This is a genomic window from Yonghaparkia sp. Soil809 (genome assembly GCF_001429705.1).
Lineage (GTDB): Bacteria > Actinomycetota > Actinomycetes > Actinomycetales > Microbacteriaceae > Microcella.
On the sequence record NZ_LMSV01000002.1, the window covers coordinates 859,042 to 877,429 of the forward strand.

The following is an 18,388-nucleotide window of genomic DNA, read 5'->3' on the forward strand; positions in this document are numbered from 1 at the left end:
ACGAGACGCTCACCGACCTCGGCCCCCTCGAGAGGTGGATGCGCGAGCGCAGTCTCCCCGCCGGCTCCGCGAGCGCGTGGCTCGCCGCGGTCCTCCGCGACGGCTTCGCGGCCTCTCTGGTCGGGCTGCCCATCGGCTTCGGCCCTCTCGGGGAGACCGCGCTGCGGGATCTCGCGGCGGGAGTCGATGACTCCGCGCCGCTCGACGCGGCCGCCGTCGACGCGATGCTCGAGGAGCTCCCGTCGGCGGTGGGGGCGCTGCCCGCCCACGACGACGTCGCCCCGGGCATCCGTCGCATGATCGCGGAGGGCCTCGGCGTCTCGACGCTCACGAACGGCTCGACGCGCGTCGCGCAGGGGCTCCTGGAGCGGCTGGGGCTCAGTCGCGAGGGGGTCGCGACGCTCAGCGTCGACGGCACCCGCACGTGGAAGCCGCATCCCGAGGCGTACCTGGGCGCCTGCGACCGGCTCGGCAGCATGCCCGAGCAGACCGCGCTCGTCGCGTGCCACCCGTGGGACGTGCTCGGCGCGCAGCGTGCGGGCCTTGTCGGCGTGTGGCTGCCCCGCGGCCGCACCTGGCCGACGGGCTACCCCGAGCCCGACCGGACGATCGCGGCGCTCACGGACCTCGTCGACGCGCTCTGATCGATCGGGCGACCGTCAGCGCTCGCGACTCTCGCGCCACTCGCGGTCAAGCAGCGCGAAACGCTCGAGCGTCGACCAGGCGCCCTTGAACCAGTCACCCTCGACGATCGCGCCCTCGTGCCGAAGACCCAGCCGGCGCATGAGGGCGAGCACGGGCGCGTTGCGGGCGTCCCCCTGCATGACGATGCGGTGGGCGCCCTGACGCTCCATCAGCCAGTCGATGACTGCATCGAGCGCCTCCCGCGCGTAGCCCTGGCCGTGGTGAGCGGGCGCGAGCGTGACACCGAGCTCGTACGTGTCGGGCTGGTGGGGGTCGGCGCCGACCGCGACGTCGCCCATCAGCGCGCTCGAACCGACCGCCGCATCCCGCGCGTGGAGGCCGAGCTGCACCCACTCCCCCGCCGACGGCACCGACGTACGCGGCTGCCCGTCGACGAGAGCCTGCGCGTCGGTCGCCGAGTACTCCGTGCTCCACGACTGGTGGCGCGCGATCTCGGGATCGCGACGATAGGCGACGAAGGCGGGGATGTCCGCGGTCACGATCGGCCGGATCACGAGCCGCGCGCTGCGCAGCTCCACGCTCACGGCCGGTTCCCTCGTCGGATCAGAAGACCCGGCGCATGTACTCGGCGTTCTGGCTGTAGCCGAGTCGGTCGTAGAAGCCGCCCGCGCGCCGACTGGCGACCGTGATCTGCCGGACGCCGCGGCGGATGCACTCGCGCTCGACGGCGTGGACGAGCTCCGTGCCGAGGTCCTGGCCGCGCGCGGCCTCGTCGACCGCGATCTCCTGGAGCTGCGCCGAGGCGCCGTTGGTGGAGAGCAGCCGGGCGATCGTCGTGACGGCATAGCCGCGCACCACGCCCTGATCGTCCTCGGCGACGAGCAGCAGGAGGTCGGAGTCCTCCTCCGCGGCGATCGCCTCGGAGAAGCTCACGTCGAAGGCCGCGCGCACGGGGATGAACGCCGCGCCGAGCTGCTGGACGAGCTCGAAGACCGCGTCCGCGTCCTCCGCGCGCGCGCGACGAACCGTCACCTCAGCGCCCGAAGTTGCCGCGGTAATACTCGTACACCCAGCCGACGAGACCGAGCATCGCGAGCGGAACCGCGTAGAACATGATCCAGATGCCCGCGGCCAGGCCGAGGAACGCCAGGCTCACCGCGCCGGCGAGGAACACCGGCCACCAGCTCCACGGCGAGAAGTGCCCGAGCTCGGGGTCGCCGTCGTCGATGTCGGCGTCGAGGCGGTCCTCCGGGAGAAGCCCGCCCGTGGAGCGGTTGACGAGCTGCAGGTAGAACGCGATGAACGCGGACAGAACGGCGCAGAGGCCGATGGCCACCGTCCCGACCCACTCGACCCGGTCCGTCGAGATGAGCGCCCAGGTCGTGTAGACCGCCGTCAGGAGGGCGAAGAACGCGACGAGGATCCAGAAGATGTTGATGTTGGTCTTCATGCGCGGACTACTTCACCTTCTCGTCGCCGAGGTCGTACGTGGGAGCGTCGGGGGCGTCCTTCGCGGGGCCGATCCCGACCGGGATGCCCGCCTCCGGGTGGTTGAGGTCGAACGCCGGCGACTCCGAGCGGATGCGCGGGATCGAGGTGAAGTTGTGACGCGGGGGCGGGCACGAGGTCGCCCACTCGAGCGACCGGCCGTAGCCCCACGGGTCGTTGACCGTCACCTTGGGGGCGCGACGCGCGGTGATGTACACGTTCAGCAGGAACGGGATCATCGACGCGGCGAGCAGGAACGAGCCGAAGGTCGACAGCTGGTTCATCCAGGTGAAGCCGTCCTCGACGAGGTACGTGGCGTAGCGGCGGGGCATGCCCACGACGCCGAGCCAGTGCTGCACGAGGAAGGTCGTGTGGAAGCCGACGAAGAGCAGCCAGAAGTGGATCTGACCGAGGCTCTCGTTGAGCATCTTGCCCGTCCACTTCGGCCACCAGAAGTAGAAGCCGGCGAACATCGCGAACACGACCGTGCCGAAGACGACGTAGTGGAAGTGGGCGACGACGAAGTAGGAGTCGGAGACGTGGAAGTCCAGCGGCGGCGAGGCGAGGATGACGCCCGTGAGACCGCCGAAGACGAACGTGATCAGGAAGCCGATCGTCCAGATCATCGGCGTCTCGAAGGTCACCGAGCCTCGCCACATCGTGCCGACCCAGTTGAAGATCTTCACGCCCGTGGGCACGGCGATGAGCATCGTCATGAGCGCGAAGAACGGCAGGAGCACCGAGCCCGTCACGTACATGTGGTGCGCCCACACCGTCATCGACAGCGCCGCGATCGCGATCGTCGCGTAGACGAGCGTCTTGTAGCCGAAGATCGGCTTGCGGCTGAACACCGGCAGGATCTCCGACACGATCCCGAAGAACGGCAGGGCGAGGATGTACACCTCCGGATGCCCGAAGAACCAGAAGAGGTGCTGCCAGAGGATCGCGCCGCCGTTCGCGGCGTCGAAGAAGTGCGAGCCGAACACGCGGTCGGCACCGAGAGCGAAGAGCGCACCGGCCAGGACGGGGAACGCCATGAGCACGAGCAGCGAGGTCACGAGGGTGTTCCACGTGAAGATCGGCATGCGCCACATCGTCATGCCGGGGGCGCGCATCGTGATGATGGTCGTGATGAAGTTCACGGCGCCGAGGATCGTGCCGAAGCCGCTCATCGCGAGGCCGAAGACCCAGAGGTTGCCGCCGACGCCGGGCGAGAAGGTCTGGCTCGACAGCGGCGCGTAGGCGAACCAGCCGAACGAGGCGGCGCCCTGGGGCGTGAAGAAGCCGGCGACCGCCATGAGCGAGCCGAAGGAGTAGAGCCAGTAGGCGAAGGCGTTCAGTCGCGGGAAGGCGACGTCGGGCGCACCGATCTGCAGGGGCATGATGACGTTGGCGAAGCCCGCGAAGAGCGGCGTCGCGAACATCAGCAGCATGATCGTGCCGTGCATCGTGAAGAGCTGGTTGTACTGCTCGTTCGTCGAGACGACCTCGAGGCCCGGAGCGAAGAGCTGCGCGCGGATGACGAGCGCCATGACGCCGCCGACGAGGAAGTAGATGAACGACGTGATCAGGTACATGTACCCGATCGTCTTGTGGTCGGTCGAGGTGACCCAGCCGACGAAGACGTTGCCCTTGCGGGCGATCCCGGGGTTGCTGTAGCCGGGCTCGGCAGTGCCGATGGAGGGACGCGGTGCGGTCGTCGTCATGATGCCGCCTACTCCTCTTCGCTGGAGCCGGTGGTGCCCGGCAGGTTGGAGTTCGTGTTGAAGGTCTCGTCGACCTGGCCCTCGAAGCCGGCGGCACGGAGGGACTCGATGTACGCGTCGTACTCGTCCTGGGAGACGACCTCGACGTTGAAGAGCATGAGCGAGTGGTACTCGCCGCAGAGCTCGGCGCACTTGCCGACGTACGAGCCCTCCTTCTCCGGGATGAAGTACCAGTAGTTGGACTTCGCGGGGATCATGTCCTTCTTGTAGAGGAAGTCGACGATCCAGAAGGAGTGCAGCACGTCGCGCGACTCGATCTTGACCTCGACCTTCTGCCCCACAGGCAGGTACAGGGTCGGGAGCGTCGAGGCGTCGATCTGGCCCTCGTCGGTCTTCTGGGCCTGGATGCCCTGGTAGTACACGTCCTCGTTGACGTAGTTGAAGTCCCAGGCCCAACGCTTGCCGTACACCTCGATCGTGACGTCGGGGTCGGCCAGGGGCTCCTCGATCGCGGTCTGGTCCCGTGCCGTGAAGGCGAAGAAGCCGATGATGAGGATGAGCGGCACGACCGTGTACAGGATCTCGATCGGCATGTTGTAGCGGAGCTGGACGGGGAGGCCCGTCTGGCCCTTGCGGCGGCGGTACACGACCGCGGCCCAGATGATGAGGCCCCACGTGATGATGCCCACACCGAGCAGGACGATCCACGACGTCACCCACAGGCCGATGACGCGGTCGACCTGGTTGGTCGTCCCCGGCTCGGTGGGCAGCCAGCCCAGCTGCTGCTGGGGCGTGCACGCCGCGAGGACGAGCGAGGTGACGACGGCGAGGGGGATCGCCGCCAATCGAAGACGTCGGTTGGAACGCACCGGTGGCCTCTCGAAAGGAGTGAATGAGGGACGTGGAACGTATGCCAGTCTACGTCACCCCCGCCGCCGGGAACGCCCTCCGACGCTCCGAGAACCCGGCGAGAACCCTGCTGAGCGGCCGGTCGGCCGGCCCGTCGCGGCCGGCCGCGGCGCGAACGACGACGGCGCGAGCATCCATGATCGCGGATGCCCGCGCCGTCGATCGCGCGGGTGCCGGGATACGGGCGCGGGCCCGCCCTCCCGGCAAGAGACGAAACTCAGTGGAAGCTGTCGCCGCACGCGCACGAGCCCTGCGCGTTGGGGTTGTCGATCGTGAAGCCCTGCTTCTGGATGGTGTCCTCGAAGTCGATCGAGGCGCCGTCGAGGTAGGGCACGCTCATCCTGTCGACGACGACCTCGACGCCCTCGAAGTCGCGCGTGACGTCGCCGTCGAGCAGGCGCTCGTCGAAGTAGAGCTGGTAGATCAGGCCCGAGCAGCCGCCCGGCTGCACCGCGAGGCGGAGGCGCAGGTCATCGCGGCCCTCCTGCTCGAGCAGCGACTTGACCTTGGCGGCGGCGGCATCGGTCAGGGCGACGCCGTGCGTCTCGAGAGCGGTGTCGGTCATGGGGTTCCTCCCGGAGTCGATGGGACTGGTGCCAGTGTACGTCGCGTTCCCGGATGCCCGGCCCGCACGGGAGTCAACGCCGGGCGCGTCGGATCTATTCGCGCTCGGGCAGCTCGACCGCTCCCCCGAGGCGCGCGAGCAGCACCGCCTCGGTGAGGATCGCCCGGTGCAGCACGCCCAGGTGCAGGGACTCGTTGGGGCTGTGGGCGCGGGTGTCCGGGTCCTCGACGCCCGTGACGAGCACGTGCGCGTCGGGGAAGGTCTCCGTCAGCTCGGCGATGAACGGGATCGAGCCGCCGACGCCCACCATGACGGGCTCGGCCTCCCACGCCTCGCGCATCGAGGCGAGGGCCTCGTCGACGGCCCAGGCGCTCGTGTCGACGAGGAACGGGTTGCCGAGGTCGACGGCGCCGAAGCTCACGTGGGCCCCGAACGGGACGTGCGCCTCGAGGTGGGCGCGGATGGCGGCGAAGGCCTCCGCCGCCGACTGGCCGGGCGCGACCCGCGCGCTGATCTTCACCGAGACGCTCGGAAGGAGGGTGTTGGAGGCGTTCTGCACGCTCGGCGCGTCGATTCCCGTGACGGTGATCGTCGGCTGCGCCCACAGGCGGTGGAGCACGGGCCCTCGGCCGATCGGGGTCACGCCCTCCAGCAGCGCGGCCTCCTCGCGCAGGCGCTCCTCCGTGTACTCCGGCACCTCCTGATCGTGCGCGCGCAGACCCTCGACTGCGACGGAGCCGTCGGCGTCGTGGAGCGTCGACAGGAGCCGGATCGTCGCGAGCATCGCATCGGGTGCGGCGCCGCCGAACATGCCCGAGTGGGAGGCGTGGCCGAGCGTCGAGACGGTGAGGGTGAAGGCGGCGTTGCCGCGCAGGCCGACCGTGAGCGACGGCGTGCGGACATCCCAGTTGTCGGAATCGGCGACGACGATGACGTCAGCGGCGAGGAGGGCGCGGTGCTTCTCGAGCAGGGCGGTGAAGGAGCGTGAGCCGAACTCCTCCTCCCCCTCGATGAAGAGCACGAGCCCGAGCTCGGGGTCGCCGACCGACTCGACGAGCGCGCGGATCGCCGCGACGTGGGCGATGACGCCGGCCTTGTCGTCCGCGGCGCCTCGGCCGTAGAGCCGGTCGCCGATGACGGTCGGCTCGAAGGGCGGGGTCTCCCAGTCCTCGTCACGGCCCGGGGGCTGCACGTCGTGGTGGGCGTAGAGGAGGACGGTCGGGCGGCCAGCCCCAGGCTCGCGGCGGGCGAGGACGGCGGGCTGCCCGAGAGTGCCGGCGCCCGGGATCTCCACGCGATCGACGATCACCTCGTCGAAGACGCCCAGCTCCCGCACCAGGCGGGCGACCTCGTCGGCCGAGGCCTGCACGCGAGCCGGATCGAAGCCGTCCCACGACACCGAGGGGATGCGCACGAGCGTCGAGAGATCGGCGATCGCGGCGGGGAGGCCGTCTCTCACGCTCCCCCGCAGCTGCTCGATGAGGTCGGTCGGAGTGGCGGGCCTCGTGGGCCGGTCGTGGAGCGTCATGCCGGTAATCTAGTGGGCGACTCCACCGGAAGGATGTGCCGCCGTGGCCCCCCGAGACAACGCTGACGCCGCCGCTGCGAAGGCGGGCACGACCGCGTCGACCGCCGCCGACTCGCGGGAGGAGGCCGCCGCGATCGCCGCCGGCAAGGGTCGCCCGACGCCGAGCCGCCGGGAGCGCGAGGCCGCGCGAAAGCGCCCCCTCGTGCCCAACGACCGCAAGGAGGCCGCGAAGGCCGCGCGCGCGAAGATGAACGAGGCGCGCGACCGCGCTCGCATCGGCATGGCCAACGGCGAGGAGCGCTACCTCCCGACCCGTGACAAGGGCCCGCAGAAGCGCTTCGTGCGCGACTACGTCGACGCCCGATGGGGCGTGGGCGAGTTCATGATCCCCGTGATGTTCGCCGTGATCCTGCTCAGCTTCGTGCCGACGCTCGACGTGTACGCGATCCTCGCGCTGTGGGCGTTCTTCCTCGTCGCCGTGCTCGACGCGACCATCCTCGGCTTCCTCGTCAAGCGCCGGCTCGCCGAGAAGTTCGGCGCCGATCGCGTCGAGAAGGGCGTCCGGTGGTACGCGGCGATGCGCTCGCTGCAGCTGCGCGCGCTGCGCCTGCCGAAGCCGCAGGTCCGTCGCGGGCAGTTCCCCGCCTGATCCGGCGCCGGGTCAGCGCGCGGCGGGTGCGGTGCGCCGCAGGCGCGCGAGCCCGCGGGTGACCTGCCGCGCCCAGCCGGGGCCGCGGTAGAGGAACGCCGTGTAGCCCTGGACGAGGGTGGCTCCGGCCGCGAGGCGCTCGGCGGCGTCCTCCGCGGTGTCGATGCCGCCCACGGCGATCACGCAGTAGTCGGCGGGGACGGCGGCCCGCACGCGGCGCAGCACCTCGAGCGATCGCTCCTTGAGAGGGGCGCCGCTCAGCCCGCCCGCGCCGGCGGCCTCGACGACGGCCGGGTCCGTCGCGAGACCCTCGCGACCGATGGTCGTGTTCGTCGCGATGATCCCGCGCAGGCCCTTGCTGACGGCGAGGCGCGCGACCGCGTCGATCGACTCGTCGTCGAGATCGGGGGCGATCTTCACGAGGACGGGAGTCGGCCCCGCCTCGTCGAGCACGGCATCCAGCAGCGGACCCAGGAGGGCCTCGTCCTGCAGTCCGCGGAGCCCGGGGGTGTTGGGCGAGGACACGTTGACGGCGAGATAGTCGGCGACGGGCGCGAGGAGGCGGGCCGACGCGCGGTAGTCGGCCACGGCATCCTCGACCGCGACGACGCGGCTCTTGCCGATGTTCGCGCCGATGATCGGGCGCGGGCGGCGGGCGGCCTCGCGCCGGACGTTCTCGGCCGCGTGCGCGGCGCCGCGGTTGTTGAAGCCCATGCGATTGACGACGGCGCGGTCGGCGATCAGGCGGAACAGGCGCGGGCGGGGGTTGCCCTCCTGCGGGATCGCGGTGACGGTGCCGATCTCGACGTGGCCGAACCCGAGAGCCCAGAGGCCTCGGATGCTCTCCGCATCCTTGTCGAACCCCGCGGCCATGCCGAACGGCGACTCGAAGCGCAGCCCCATCGCCTCGACCGCGAGGCTCGGGTCGGGCGCGGTGAACCGCCGGACGATGCTCGTCAGGCCGAGCCTCGGGATCGCGCGGATGACGGAGACGGCCACGTGGTGGGCCCGCTCCGGATCCATTCGGGCGAAGACCTGACGGAAGACGACGTCGTACGCGCCCACGCGCTCAAGCCTCGGTCGCGCGCTGCGCGTCCTCGATGCGCAGCTGGCGGATGGCGGACTCGAAGTCGTCGAGGTTCTCGAAGGCCTGGTAGACGCTCGCGAAGCGGAGGAACGCGACCTCGTCGAGCTGGCGCAGCTCGGGGAGGATCGCGAGGCCGATGTCGTTCGCCTCGAGCTGCGAGGCCCCCGTCGCGCGGAGGTTCTCCTCCACCTTCTGAGCGAGCAGGGCGAGATCGGTGTCGGTGACGGGCCGGCCCTGGCACGCCTTCCGGACGCCCGCGACGATCTTCTCGCGCGAGAACGGCTCGACCACGCCGTTGCGCTTGATGACCGACAGGCTCGCGGTCTCGGTGGTCGAGAAGCGGCGACCGCACTCGGGGCACTGCCGGCGTCGCCGGATCGAGAGCCCGTCGTCGCTCGTGCGCGAGTCGATGACGCGGCTGTCGGGGTACCGGCAGAAGGGGCAGTGCATGGTGATCGAGCCTACCCGTCGGCGTCGCGGAAGCGCGCGCGGACGGCCTCGCCGTGGGCGGGCAGCTGCTCCGCCTCGCTCAGCGCTCCGACGCGGTCGGCGACCGCGCGCAGGGCCGCGCGGTCGTACTCGACGATCTGCTGCGGGCGCAGGAAGCTGTACGCGCCGAGCCCCGCGGCGAAGCGCGCCTGCCCACCCGTCGGCAGGACGTGGTTCGATCCGGCGATGTAGTCGCCGAGGCTCACGGGCGTGTGGTCGCCGACGAAGACCGCGCCCGCGCTCGTGAGGCGCGGGACGAGCGCGTGCGGGTCGCGCACCTGGACCTCGAGATGCTCGGGGGCGTAGGCGTTGCTGAAGCGCGCCGCGGCATCCAGATCGTCGACGAGGACGAGCGCCGACTGCGGCCCGGAGAGGGCGATCTCGACGCGCTCGCGGTGACGCGTGGCGGCGACCGCGGCGGGCAGCGCCGCCTCGACCCCGGCCGCGAGGGCGGGCGAGTCGGTGACGAGCACCGCGCCGGCGAGCTCGTCGTGCTCGGCCTGGCTCACCAGGTCGGCGACGACGAGGTCGGCCGAGGCCGACTCGTCGGCGATCACCAGGATCTCAGTCGGGCCGGCCTCGGAGTCGATGCCGACGACGCCCGTGACCGCGCGCTTCGCGGTCGCGACGAACAGGTTGCCGGGGCCCGTGATGACCTGCACGGGCTCGAGGCCGAGCTCGGGCACCCCGTAGGCGAGGGCGCCGATGGCGCCGGCGCCGCCCATCGCGTAGACCTCGTCGACCCCCAGCAGGTGGGCCGCGCCGAGGATCGTCGGGTGCACGGCGCCCCCGAATGCGGCCTGCGCGGGGCTCGCGAGAGCGATCGACGCCACGCCCGCGACCTGCGCCGCGACGACGTTCATGACGACGCTCGAGGGGTAGACGGCCTTCCCGCCGGGCACGTACAGGCCGACGCGGTCGACCGGCTGCCAGCGCTGCACGATGCGCGCGCCCGGGGCGATCTCGGTCGTGACGGTCGGCGGCACCTGCGCGGCCGTGCCGCGGCGCACGCGGTCGATCGCCTCCACGAGGGCCTCGCGCACCGCGGGGTCGAGCGCGGCCTCGGCCTCGCGCAGCGCGTCGAGCGGCACGCGCACGTGCGGCGGGCGGACGCGATCGAAGCGCTCCGCCTGATCGAGGAGGGCGGCGGCGCCGCGGGCGCGGACATCCGCGATCAGGGCGTCGACCGCCTCGACGGCGGAGCCGATGTCGCTCGCCGAGCGCGGGACGAGGGCGAGGAGGTCGGCCGTCGACAGGACGCGGCCGCGGAGATCGAGGGTCTGGATCATGACGCGATCAGCCTAATCGCGGCCAGCCTCGGGAATACCCCGCTCCCTCGGGTGTTGGATCCGGTGTGATGACCACCGCAGCCGACGCCACCGGATTCGACGCCTTCGCCCAGGCATTCCGCCGCCACGCGGCGGGCGTCGCGGTGATCACGGCGCGCACCGCGGGCGGTGACCCGGTCGGCTTCACGGCGACGTCGCTCGCCTCCCTCGCCGCCGCTCCCCCGCTCGCGACCTTCAACATGGCGCGCACGGCGAGCAGCTGGCCCGCGATCGCCGAGACCGACCACGTCGCGATCCACATGCTCGGCCTCGACGACTTCGCGGTCGCGCGCATCATGGCCGGCGACCACGACCGCCGCTTCGACGGCGACCACTGGGAGCCCGGCCCGCACGGTCTGCCCATCCTGACGGGCGTCACCGCGTGGATGGTCGGGCGCATCGTCGCCCGCACGCACGTGGCGGAGAACGCGATGATCGCGGTGCAGATCGAGGAGGGCGCGCTCGGCGAGCCCGACGAGCCGCTGCTGTACCACGAGCGACGCTACCGCGCGCTCGGCGCCGAGCTCTAGAGCCCGCGCAGCGGCCCGTCGGGGACGGCGGCGCTACGCGCGGTCGGTGCCGATCGCGCCGTCGATGTTCGACTTGACGTCGGCGATCTGGTCGGTGAACTTGCCGCCGGTGACCTTGTCTGCCACGTCGGCGACGCCGTCGAGCACCTTGTCGCTGATGTCCTCGGCCTGCTCGCTCTCGAGCATGCCCTTGACCTCGTCGCTCTCGAGGAACTCCTTGGCCTTGTTCGTGATGTCGTCGATGCCCATGTCTGCTTCCTCCTCGCGCCGCTGGCGCTTCCGGGCGCCCCCGTCGGGCGCGTCGGCACGATTCTGCTCGTCCGCCCTCCCTCGCGGGCGCTCTCTCAGCGGATGCCCGGCTCAGGCGAGCGCGCGGGGCCCCAGCAGGCTCTTCACCTCGCCGAAGAAGCCCGCCGTGGGCGCGATGCGGTGCGGCAGCTCGAAGACCCTCGCGGCCTCGTCGCGGACGAGCCGCAGGCGCACCTCGGTCGAGCCGCGGTGGCGGCGCAGGACGGCCTCGAGCTCGGTGACGACGTCGACCGTCGCGCGCTGCTCGCGCACGGAGAGCACGAGCGGACCGTTGTCGGTGGCGAGGCCGAAGTCGGGCATCTGCAGCGTCATCGCCTGCAGGGTGATGCCGTCGTCGCGGTGGTTGACGCGACCGCGCAGCACGACGATCGAGTCGGCCTGCAGGCGCGGGCCGAACTCCTGGTAGGTCTTGCCGAGGAACATGACGGTGAGCTCGCCGCCGAAGTCCTCGATCGTGACCATGCCGTAGGCGTTGCCCGAGTTCCGCGCGACGCGGTGCTGGACGCTCGTGATGAGGCCGGCGACCGTCACCTGCTCGCCGTCGTCGGGCGGATTGTCGTTGATCTCGGCGATCGAGGCACCGGCGTGCTTCGCGAGCGCGACCTCGAGCCCCGCGAGCGGATGGTCGCTGACGTACAGGCCGAGCATCTCGCGCTCGAAGGCGAGCTTGTCCTTCTTCGCCCACTCCGGGCGCTCGGGCACGCTGGCGGGAGTCGCCTCCCCCTCGTCGAACAGGCTGTCGAAGTCGAAGCCGACGTCGCCCTTGTCCTCCGCGCGCTTGTCCTTCACGGCAGCCTCGACCGCGCCCTCATGGATCTCCATGAGCGCGCGACGCGTGTCGCCGAGCGAGTCGAACGCGCCGGCCTTGATGAGCGACTCGATCGCCCTCTTGTTCGCGACGGGGGTCGGAACCTTCTTGAGGAAGTCGTGGAAGCCCGTGAATCGCCCCTTCTCCTCCCGGGCGCGGCGGATGCCCTCGACGACGTTGGTGCCGACGTTGCGGACGGCGCCGAGGCCGAAGCGGATGTCGTCGCCCACGGCGGCGAAGAAGCCGATCGACTCGTTGACGTCCGGCGGCAGGACGGTGATGCCCATGCGACGGCACTCGTTGAGGTACACCGCCATCTTGTCCTTCGAGTCGCCGACGCTCGTGAGCAGTGCGGCCATGTACTCGGCCGGGTAGTGGGCCTTGAGGTAGGCCGTCCAGTACGAGACGACGCCGTAGGCGGCCGAGTGCGCCTTGTTGAAGGCGTAGTCGGAGAACGGGAGCAGGATGTCCCAGAGTGTCGTCACCGCGGCCATCGAGTAGCCGTTCGCCTGCATGCCGGCGCTGAAGTTCTCGAACTGCTTGTCGAGCTCGCTCTTCTTCTTCTTGCCCATCGCGCGCCGCAGCAGGTCGGCCTGCGCGAGCGTGTAGCCCGCGAGCTTCTGCGCGATCGCCATGACCTGCTCCTGGTAGACGATGAGGCCGTAGGTCGTGCCGAGCACCTCCTCCAGCGGCTCGGCGAGCTCGGGGTGGATCGGCGTGATCGGCTGCCGGCCGTTCTTGCGCAGCGCGTAGTTCGTGTGCGACTCCGCGCCCATCGGGCCCGGGCGGTAGAGCGCGAGGACGGCCGAGATGTCCTCGAAGTTGTCGGGCTTCATCATGCGCAGCAGCGACCGCATCGGGCCGCCGTCGAGCTGGAAGACGCCGAGGGTGTCGCCGCGCGCCATGAGCTCGTAGGCGGCCGGGTCGTCGAGCGCGAGGTCCTCCAGCACGAGCTCGGTGCCGCGGTTGGCGCGGATGTTGTCGAGCGCGTCGTCGATGATCGTGAGGTTGCGCAGCCCCAGGAAGTCCATCTTGATGAGCCCGAGCGACTCGCAGGCGGGGTAGTCGAACTGCGTGACGATCTGGCCGTCCTGCTCCCGCTTCATGATCGGGATGATGTCGATGAGCGGCTCGCTCGACATGATGACGCCGGCGGCGTGAACGCCCCACTGGCGCTTCAGGTTCTCCAGGCCCAGGGCGGTGTCGAAGACGCGCCGGGCATCCGGATCGACCTCGATGACGGCGCGGAAATCGCCGGCCTCCTTGTGACGGGGATGCGCGGGGTCGAGGATCCCGGAGAGCGCCATGTCCTTGCCCATGATCGCCGGGGGCATCGCCTTGGTCAGCTTCTCGCCCATGCCGAAGGGGAAGCCGAGCACGCGCGAGCTGTCCTTGAGCGCCTGCTTGGCCTTGATCGTGCCGTACGTGACGATCTGCGCGACCCGCTCGTCGCCGTACTTCTCGGTGACGTAGCGGATGACCTCGCCGCGACGGCGGTCGTCGAAGTCGACGTCGAAGTCTGGCATCGAGACGCGGTCGGGGTTGAGGAAGCGCTCGAAGAGCAGGCCGTGCTCGATGGGGTCGAGGTCGGTGATGCGCATCGCGAAGGCCGCCATGGAGCCTGCACCGGAGCCACGGCCGGGACCGACGCGGATGCCGTTGCGCTTGGACCAGTTGATGAAGTCGGCGACGACGAGGAAGTAGCCCGAGAAGCCCATCTGCGTGATGACGCCGATCTCGTACTCGGCTCGCGCCCGCACCTCGGCGGAGATGCCGCCCGGGTAGCGGTGCTCGAGGCCCTTCTCGACCTCCGTGATGAACCAGCTGTTCTCGGTCTCGCCCTCGGGCACCGGGAACCGGGGCATGTAGTTGGCGGCCGTGTCGAACGCGACATCCACGCGCTCGGCGATGAGCAGCGTCGAGTCGCACGCCTCCGGGTGGTCGCGGAAGAGCTCGCGCATCTGCGCCGGGGTCTTGAGGTAGAACTCGTCGGCGTCGAACTTGAAGCGGTTCGGATCGTCGAGAGTCGAGCCCGACTGCACGCACAGCAGGGCCGCGTGCGAGCTCGCGTCGCCCGGGTGCGTGTAGTGCAGGTCGTTCGTCGCGACGAGCGGCAGACCGAGATCCTTCGCGAGGCGGATGAGGTCGCTCATGATGCGGCGCTCGATGCCGAGGCCGTGGTCCATGATCTCGGCGAAGTAGTTCTCGCGCCCGAAGATGTCGCGGAACTCGGCCGCCGCCTCGACGGCCTTGTCGTACTGGCCGAGCCGCAGGCGCGTCTGCACCTCGCCGCTCGGGCAGCCCGTCGTGGCGATGATGCCCTCGCTGTAGCGGCTCAGCAGCTCGCGGTCCATGCGCGGCTTGAAGTAGTAGCCCTCGATCGAGGCGAGCGACGACATCCGGAACAGGTTGTGCATGCCCGTCGTCGACTCGGCGAGCATCGTGATGTGCGTGTACGAGCCCGCGCCCGAGACGTCGTCCTCGCCGCCCGTCCCCCACTTCACGCGCGTCTTGTCGGTGCGGTGCGTGCCCGGCGTGAGGTACGCCTCGGTGCCGATGATGGGCTTGATGCCGGCCTCGGTCGCGGTGCGCCAGAAGTCGAAGGCGCCGAACATGTTGCCGTGGTCGGTGACCGCGATCGCGGGCATGCCCTGGGCGACCGCCTCCTCGATGAGCGGCTTGACGCGGGCCGCTCCGTCGAGCATCGAGTACTCGCTGTGCACGTGGAGGTGGACGAACGAGTCGGTGGTCACGGCACCTCCGGGTGCGGGTCTGGGGCGTGGTCCGCGGCGTGCGGGGTCATCAGTCTAGGTCGCGCCGGAGGGCCGATCGGCGTGTCGCGGGCGCGTCGCGCGAGCCGCGCATCCGTCGCCGAGAACGACCGGTCAGGATGCTCGGAGCACGTCGAGCGCGTGCTGGAGATCGTCGGGGTAGACCGACGAGAACTCGACGTCGGCGCCCGTGGCGGGGTGCCGGAAACCGAGCCGCATGGCGTGGAGCCACTGGCGAGTGAGCCCCAGCCGAGCGCTGAGCGTCGGGTCGGCGCCGTACATCGCATCGCCGACGCAGGGGTGCCGCTGGGCGGCCATGTGCACGCGGATCTGGTGGGTGCGCCCCGTCTCGAGGTGGATCTCGAGCAGGGTCGCGGAGGGGAACGCCTCGAGCGTGTCGTAGTGCGTCACGGAGGGCTTGCCGTCGGCGACGACCGCGAACTTCCAAGCCGAGCCCGGGTGCCGGCCGATGGGCGCGTCGATCGTGCCGGAGAACGGGTCGGGGTGGCCCTGCACGATCGCGTGGTAGATCTTGCTGACCTCGCGGTCGTGGAAGAGCCGTTTGAGCTCGCGATAGGCCGCCTCGGTCTTCGCGACGACCATGAGTCCGCTCGTGCCCGCATCGAGGCGGTGCACGATGCCCGCGCGCTCGGCGGGGCCGGAGGTCGCGATGCGGAAGCCCGCGGCGGCCAGCGCACCGAGGACGGTGGGGCCCTCCCAGCCGACGCTCGGGTGCGCGGCCACCCCGACGGGCTTGTCGATCACCACGAGGTCGTCGTCATCGTGCACGATGCGGAGGTTGTCGACGGCGATGGGCTCGATCGAGGGCTCGCGACGGGGCTCCCACGAGACCTCGAGCCAGGCGTCGCGCGGAAGCCGGTCGGACTTGCCGAGGGTGCGGCCGTCGACCGTGACTCCTCCGGCCTCCGCGACCTCCGCGGCGAAGGTGCGCGAGAAGCCGAGGAGCTTCGCGAGGGCGGCGTCGACGCGTTCGCCGGAAAGCCCGTCGGGGACGGGGAGGGCGCGCGACTCGGTCACGAAACCCCTCCCCGTCCCCGACGGAGGGTGATGCTCAGGAGCCGTAGCCCGGGTACTGGCCCGGCGTCTGCTGCGGCTGGCCGAAGCTCGGCGCGGAGCCCGGGAACTGCGCGGAGCCGGGGGCGCCGACGGGCGCGGAGCCCACGGGGCCGGCCGCGGAGCCGGGAGCGGCGGCCTCGGGCTGACCCGTCGCGGCACTCGAGCCCTCGAGCTCGCGCAGCTGGCCCTGGATGTAGGTGCGGAGCTGGTTGCGGTACTCGCGCTCGAACACGCGCAGCTCCTCCACCCGGGCCTCGAGGGTCGTCTTCTCCGCCTGGAGCTGGTCGACGATCTGGCGCTGCTGGCCCTCGGCCTCGGAGACGAGGCGCTGGGCGGTCGCCTGGCCCTCGGCGATGAGCTCGTCGCGCTTGGCGATGCCCTCCCGGACGTGCTCCTCGTGGAGGCGGCGGGCGAGCTGCAGCAGGTTGTTCGTGCTCGTCGTCTCGAGCGAGGCGTCCTGGGCGGCGGGCGCCGAGGCCGGAGCCGGGGCGGCCGGAGCCGAGTACGCGGGCGTCGAGGCTGCGGGGACGGAGGCGACGGGCTGCGGGGCCGGCTGCTCCGCGGCGGGAGCAGCGCCGCCGCTGCGCTGCAGCTCGGCGATGCGGGCGTCGGCGGCGACCAGGCGCTGCTTGAGCTCGTCGTTCTCCTGGTTCAGGCGACGGAACTCGACGACGATCTCGTCGAGGAAGTCATCGACCTCGTCCTGGTCGTATCCCTCGCGGAACTTGGTCGACTGGAAGCGCTTGTTGACGACGTCTTCGGGAGTGAGGGCCATTCCGTGCTACCTCGGAACTTTCTGGAGAGCGGTCGGATAACGATGGGATAACGCTAGCAACAGCGAACCACACGCGTCACATCGGTTACCCCACCCTACCCACTCGACGCTCGACGCGTCAGGGGAGTCTCGCGCCGCGAAGGCTCAGCGCGCGCCCATGAGCGAGCTGGCGATCGACATCGCGATGAAGAGGGCGATCATGACGATCGTCCAGGCCAGATCGAGCTGGATCATGCCCAGCCGGATGGGCGGGATGACCCGGCGGACGGCCCGGATCGGCGGATCGGTGAGCGTGTAGCTGACCTCGGCGGCGACGACCACGGCGCCCGTCGGGCGCCATCCGCGATTGAGCGCCTGGATCCAGTCGAAGACGAATCGCGCCCACATGGCGAGGAAGACGATGAGAAGCGCGACGTAGATCACGCCGAACACGATGGAGAGGACGGCCTGCACGACGGTCAGTCTGTCAGGTCACACTGGGAGCCACGGCGCGCGGCGCGCGGCCGGACTCGCCCGCGGATTCGACGGCTCAGGAGAGGAACGATGCGTCGACGTCCGGCTCCGCCTCGGCCTGCTCGCCGCTCACCGCGACGTGCGAGGGCGAGAGCAGGAAGACCTTGCTCGTGACGCGCTCGATCTTGCCGTAGAGACCCTGCGACAGACCGCTCGCGAAGTCGACGAGGCGACGCGCCTCGGACTCGGTCATCTGCGAGAGGTTGATGATGACGGGGATTCCCTCGCGGAAGCTCTCGGCGATGACCTGCGCGTCCTTGTAGTGGCGCGGGTGGACGGTGAGGATCTCGTTCATGTCGGAGGGTGCGGCATTCCGTGTCGGGGCGGAGCGACGCAGAGGCGTCACGGGGGCGCGCTGCGGACCCGGAGCGGGCACCGCGGCGACGGAGGGCGCGGGCTGCGCACGGTGGTCGCGCTGCTCGGCGGGAGCGTCGTACTCGACCTCTTCATCGGCGAGGCCGAGGTAGACCATGGTCTTGCGAAGCGGGTTCGTCATGAGGCGTCCTTCGAGTCGTGGTGCTCTTGCAGGCTATTGGGGCGCCGGACGTTTTCCGGTGATTGCGGTCCCGATCCGAAGGTGTGTCGCCCCCTCGGCGATGGCCTCGGCGTAGTCGCCCGACATCCCGGCCGAGAGGTCGGTTGCCTCGGGCGCGATCGTGCGCACGCGGTCGCCGATCGCGCGCAGTCGCGCGAAGGCCGTACGGGCATCCTCGTCGAGGGGCGCGACGCCCATGACGCCGCGCAGGCGCAGGCGCTCCGTCTGGAGGACGGCCTCGGCGAGCTCCTCGACGCGATCGGGCGAGACTCCGCCGCGACCGGGGTCGTCGGTGAGGTTGATCTCGAGGAAGACGTCGACCGCGCGCTCGGCGCCCGCGAGCGCGGTGACGAGGGATGCGCGGTCGACGGAGTGGATCACGTCGGCGTAGCGGGCGACGGCCTTCGCCTTGTTCGACTGCAGCTGCCCCACGAAATGCCAGGTGAGCGGCAGATCGGCGAGCTCGGCGGCCTTCGGCGCCGCGTCCTGGTGCCGGTTCTCGCCCACGTGCCGCACGCCGAGCTCGACGAGCTCGCGCACGAGCTGCGCGGGGTGGAACTTCGTCACCACGATGAGCGTCAGCTCCTCCGGCGATCGCCCCGCGCGCGCGCACGCGTCGGCGATGCCCGCCGTCACGGCGGCGTAGCGCTCGGCGAGCTCGGGCGAGGCCGTCACG

20 protein-coding genes are annotated in these 18,388 nt (G+C 70.8%); 3 read left to right on the forward strand and 17 right to left on the reverse strand.

What is annotated here, in order from left to right; genetic code table 11:
* Positions 1 to 644 (forward strand): HAD family hydrolase (locus ASG83_RS11560; RefSeq protein WP_162253798.1); only part of this gene is annotated, 644 nt, incomplete at its 5' end.
* A 15-nt stretch (positions 645 to 659) separates the two neighbouring features.
* Here the strand turns inward: ASG83_RS11560 and ASG83_RS11565 are convergent.
* The 7 genes from ASG83_RS11565 to ASG83_RS11595 form a co-directional block, all read right to left on the reverse strand.
* Positions 660 to 1,229, reverse strand: coding sequence for a GNAT family N-acetyltransferase (locus ASG83_RS11565; RefSeq protein ID WP_055861507.1), 570 nt, complete (start codon positions 1,227 to 1,229; stop codon positions 660 to 662).
* 19 nt (positions 1,230 to 1,248) lie between these two features.
* The gene (locus tag ASG83_RS11570) at positions 1,249 to 1,677 is read right to left on the reverse strand and encodes a GNAT family N-acetyltransferase (RefSeq protein WP_055861509.1); all 429 of its coding nucleotides are present in this window, start codon (positions 1,675 to 1,677) and stop codon (positions 1,249 to 1,251) included.
* A gap of 1 nt (position 1,678) precedes the next feature.
* Positions 1,679 to 2,095: a cytochrome c oxidase subunit 4 gene (locus tag ASG83_RS11575; RefSeq protein ID WP_055861512.1), complete on the reverse strand. Its 417-nt coding sequence runs from the start codon at positions 2,093 to 2,095 to the stop codon at positions 1,679 to 1,681.
* Positions 2,096 to 2,102: 7 nt separating this feature from the next.
* Positions 2,103 to 3,839, reverse strand: a complete 1,737-nt coding sequence (ctaD, locus tag ASG83_RS11580) for a cytochrome c oxidase subunit I (protein ID WP_055861515.1) — start codon at positions 3,837 to 3,839, stop codon at positions 2,103 to 2,105.
* An 8-nt stretch (positions 3,840 to 3,847) separates the two neighbouring features.
* Positions 3,848 to 4,708: a cytochrome c oxidase subunit II gene (coxB, locus tag ASG83_RS11585; protein WP_055861518.1), complete on the reverse strand. Its 861-nt coding sequence runs from the start codon at positions 4,706 to 4,708 to the stop codon at positions 3,848 to 3,850.
* A gap of 257 nt (positions 4,709 to 4,965) precedes the next feature.
* On the reverse strand, positions 4,966 to 5,313 hold the full coding sequence (gene erpA, locus ASG83_RS11590) for an iron-sulfur cluster insertion protein ErpA (RefSeq protein WP_055861520.1): 348 nt from the start codon (positions 5,311 to 5,313) through the stop codon (positions 4,966 to 4,968).
* Between the two features lie 94 nt (positions 5,314 to 5,407).
* A complete protein-coding gene (locus tag ASG83_RS11595; protein WP_055861526.1) occupies positions 5,408 to 6,841 on the reverse strand; it encodes a dipeptidase in 1,434 nt (477 codons plus the stop codon).
* A gap of 43 nt (positions 6,842 to 6,884) precedes the next feature.
* Here ASG83_RS11595 and ASG83_RS11600 point away from each other — a divergent pair, with 43 nt between their 5' ends.
* Positions 6,885 to 7,490 (forward strand): DUF3043 domain-containing protein, encoded by a 606-nt coding sequence (locus ASG83_RS11600; protein ID WP_055861529.1) that lies wholly within the window; start codon positions 6,885 to 6,887, stop codon positions 7,488 to 7,490.
* Between the two features lie 12 nt (positions 7,491 to 7,502).
* On the opposite strand, the gene ASG83_RS11605 is transcribed toward ASG83_RS11600, so the two are convergent.
* The 3 genes from ASG83_RS11605 to hisD are packed head-to-tail and all read right to left on the reverse strand — an operon-like array spanning position 7,503 to position 10,355.
* Positions 7,503 to 8,555, reverse strand: a complete 1,053-nt coding sequence (locus tag ASG83_RS11605) for a quinone-dependent dihydroorotate dehydrogenase (RefSeq protein ID WP_156376823.1) — start codon at positions 8,553 to 8,555, stop codon at positions 7,503 to 7,505.
* A 4-nt stretch (positions 8,556 to 8,559) separates the two neighbouring features.
* Positions 8,560 to 9,027, reverse strand: coding sequence for a transcriptional regulator NrdR (nrdR, locus tag ASG83_RS11610; RefSeq protein ID WP_055861533.1), 468 nt, complete (start codon positions 9,025 to 9,027; stop codon positions 8,560 to 8,562).
* 11 nt (positions 9,028 to 9,038) lie between these two features.
* On the reverse strand, positions 9,039 to 10,355 hold the full coding sequence (hisD, locus tag ASG83_RS11615) for a histidinol dehydrogenase (RefSeq protein ID WP_055861536.1): 1,317 nt from the start codon (positions 10,353 to 10,355) through the stop codon (positions 9,039 to 9,041).
* 68 nt (positions 10,356 to 10,423) lie between these two features.
* Between hisD and ASG83_RS11620 the strand changes: the two genes are divergently transcribed.
* Positions 10,424 to 10,924, forward strand: a complete 501-nt coding sequence (locus ASG83_RS11620) for a flavin reductase family protein (protein WP_055861539.1) — start codon at positions 10,424 to 10,426, stop codon at positions 10,922 to 10,924.
* Positions 10,925 to 10,957: 33 nt separating this feature from the next.
* Here the strand turns inward: ASG83_RS11620 and ASG83_RS11625 are convergent, their stop codons facing one another.
* The 7 genes from ASG83_RS11625 to ASG83_RS11655 all read right to left on the reverse strand — a co-directional run bounded on the left by ASG83_RS11625 (position 10,958) and on the right by ASG83_RS11655 (position 18,387).
* On the reverse strand, positions 10,958 to 11,173 hold the full coding sequence (locus tag ASG83_RS11625; RefSeq protein ID WP_055861542.1) for an antitoxin: 216 nt from the start codon (positions 11,171 to 11,173) through the stop codon (positions 10,958 to 10,960).
* Between the two features lie 111 nt (positions 11,174 to 11,284).
* The gene (dnaE, locus tag ASG83_RS11630; protein ID WP_235460224.1) at positions 11,285 to 14,746 is read right to left on the reverse strand and encodes a DNA polymerase III subunit alpha; all 3,462 of its coding nucleotides are present in this window, start codon (positions 14,744 to 14,746) and stop codon (positions 11,285 to 11,287) included.
* Between the two features lie 180 nt (positions 14,747 to 14,926).
* Positions 14,927 to 15,850 carry an RluA family pseudouridine synthase gene (locus ASG83_RS11635; protein WP_055861548.1) on the reverse strand — a complete coding sequence of 308 codons (924 nt, stop codon included), beginning with the start codon at positions 15,848 to 15,850 and terminating at the stop codon, positions 14,927 to 14,929.
* Between the two features lie 34 nt (positions 15,851 to 15,884).
* Positions 15,885 to 16,664, reverse strand: coding sequence for a DivIVA domain-containing protein (locus ASG83_RS11640; RefSeq protein WP_055861551.1), 780 nt, complete (start codon positions 16,662 to 16,664; stop codon positions 15,885 to 15,887).
* A 144-nt stretch (positions 16,665 to 16,808) separates the two neighbouring features.
* Positions 16,809 to 17,117, reverse strand: coding sequence for a YggT family protein (locus ASG83_RS11645; RefSeq protein ID WP_235451465.1), 309 nt, complete (start codon positions 17,115 to 17,117; stop codon positions 16,809 to 16,811).
* 76 nt (positions 17,118 to 17,193) lie between these two features.
* The gene (locus ASG83_RS11650) at positions 17,194 to 17,673 is read right to left on the reverse strand and encodes a cell division protein SepF (RefSeq protein ID WP_055861554.1); all 480 of its coding nucleotides are present in this window, start codon (positions 17,671 to 17,673) and stop codon (positions 17,194 to 17,196) included.
* Between the two features lie 33 nt (positions 17,674 to 17,706).
* Positions 17,707 to 18,387, reverse strand: coding sequence for a YggS family pyridoxal phosphate-dependent enzyme (locus tag ASG83_RS11655; protein WP_235451466.1), 681 nt, complete (start codon positions 18,385 to 18,387; stop codon positions 17,707 to 17,709).
* Between the last annotated feature and the right edge of the window lies 1 nt (position 18,388).

Bases quoted from the DNA above. Each gene is read 5' to 3' on its own strand.
- ASG83_RS11575 (WP_055861512.1), bottom strand. From the start codon at position 2,095: ATGAAGACCAACATCAACATCTTCTGGATCCTCGTCGCGTTCTTCGCC.
- ctaD (WP_055861515.1), bottom strand. From the start codon at position 3,839: ATGACGACGACCGCACCGCGTCCCTCCATCGGCACTGCCGAGCCCGGC.
- erpA (WP_055861520.1), bottom strand. From the start codon at position 5,313: ATGACCGACACCGCTCTCGAGACGCACGGCGTCGCCCTGACCGATGCC.
- ASG83_RS11595 (WP_055861526.1), bottom strand. From the start codon at position 6,841: ATGACGCTCCACGACCGGCCCACGAGGCCCGCCACTCCGACCGACCTC.
- nrdR (WP_055861533.1), bottom strand. From the start codon at position 9,027: ATGCACTGCCCCTTCTGCCGGTACCCCGACAGCCGCGTCATCGACTCG.
- hisD (WP_055861536.1), bottom strand. From the start codon at position 10,355: ATGATCCAGACCCTCGATCTCCGCGGCCGCGTCCTGTCGACGGCCGAC.
- ASG83_RS11620 (WP_055861539.1), top strand. From the start codon at position 10,424: ATGACCACCGCAGCCGACGCCACCGGATTCGACGCCTTCGCCCAGGCA.
- ASG83_RS11625 (WP_055861542.1), bottom strand. From the start codon at position 11,173: ATGGGCATCGACGACATCACGAACAAGGCCAAGGAGTTCCTCGAGAGC.
- dnaE (WP_235460224.1), bottom strand. From the start codon at position 14,746: ATGCTCGACGGAGCGGCCCGCGTCAAGCCGCTCATCGAGGAGGCGGTC.
- ASG83_RS11640 (WP_055861551.1), bottom strand. From the start codon at position 16,664: ATGGCCCTCACTCCCGAAGACGTCGTCAACAAGCGCTTCCAGTCGACC.
- ASG83_RS11650 (WP_055861554.1), bottom strand. From the start codon at position 17,673: ATGACGAACCCGCTTCGCAAGACCATGGTCTACCTCGGCCTCGCCGAT.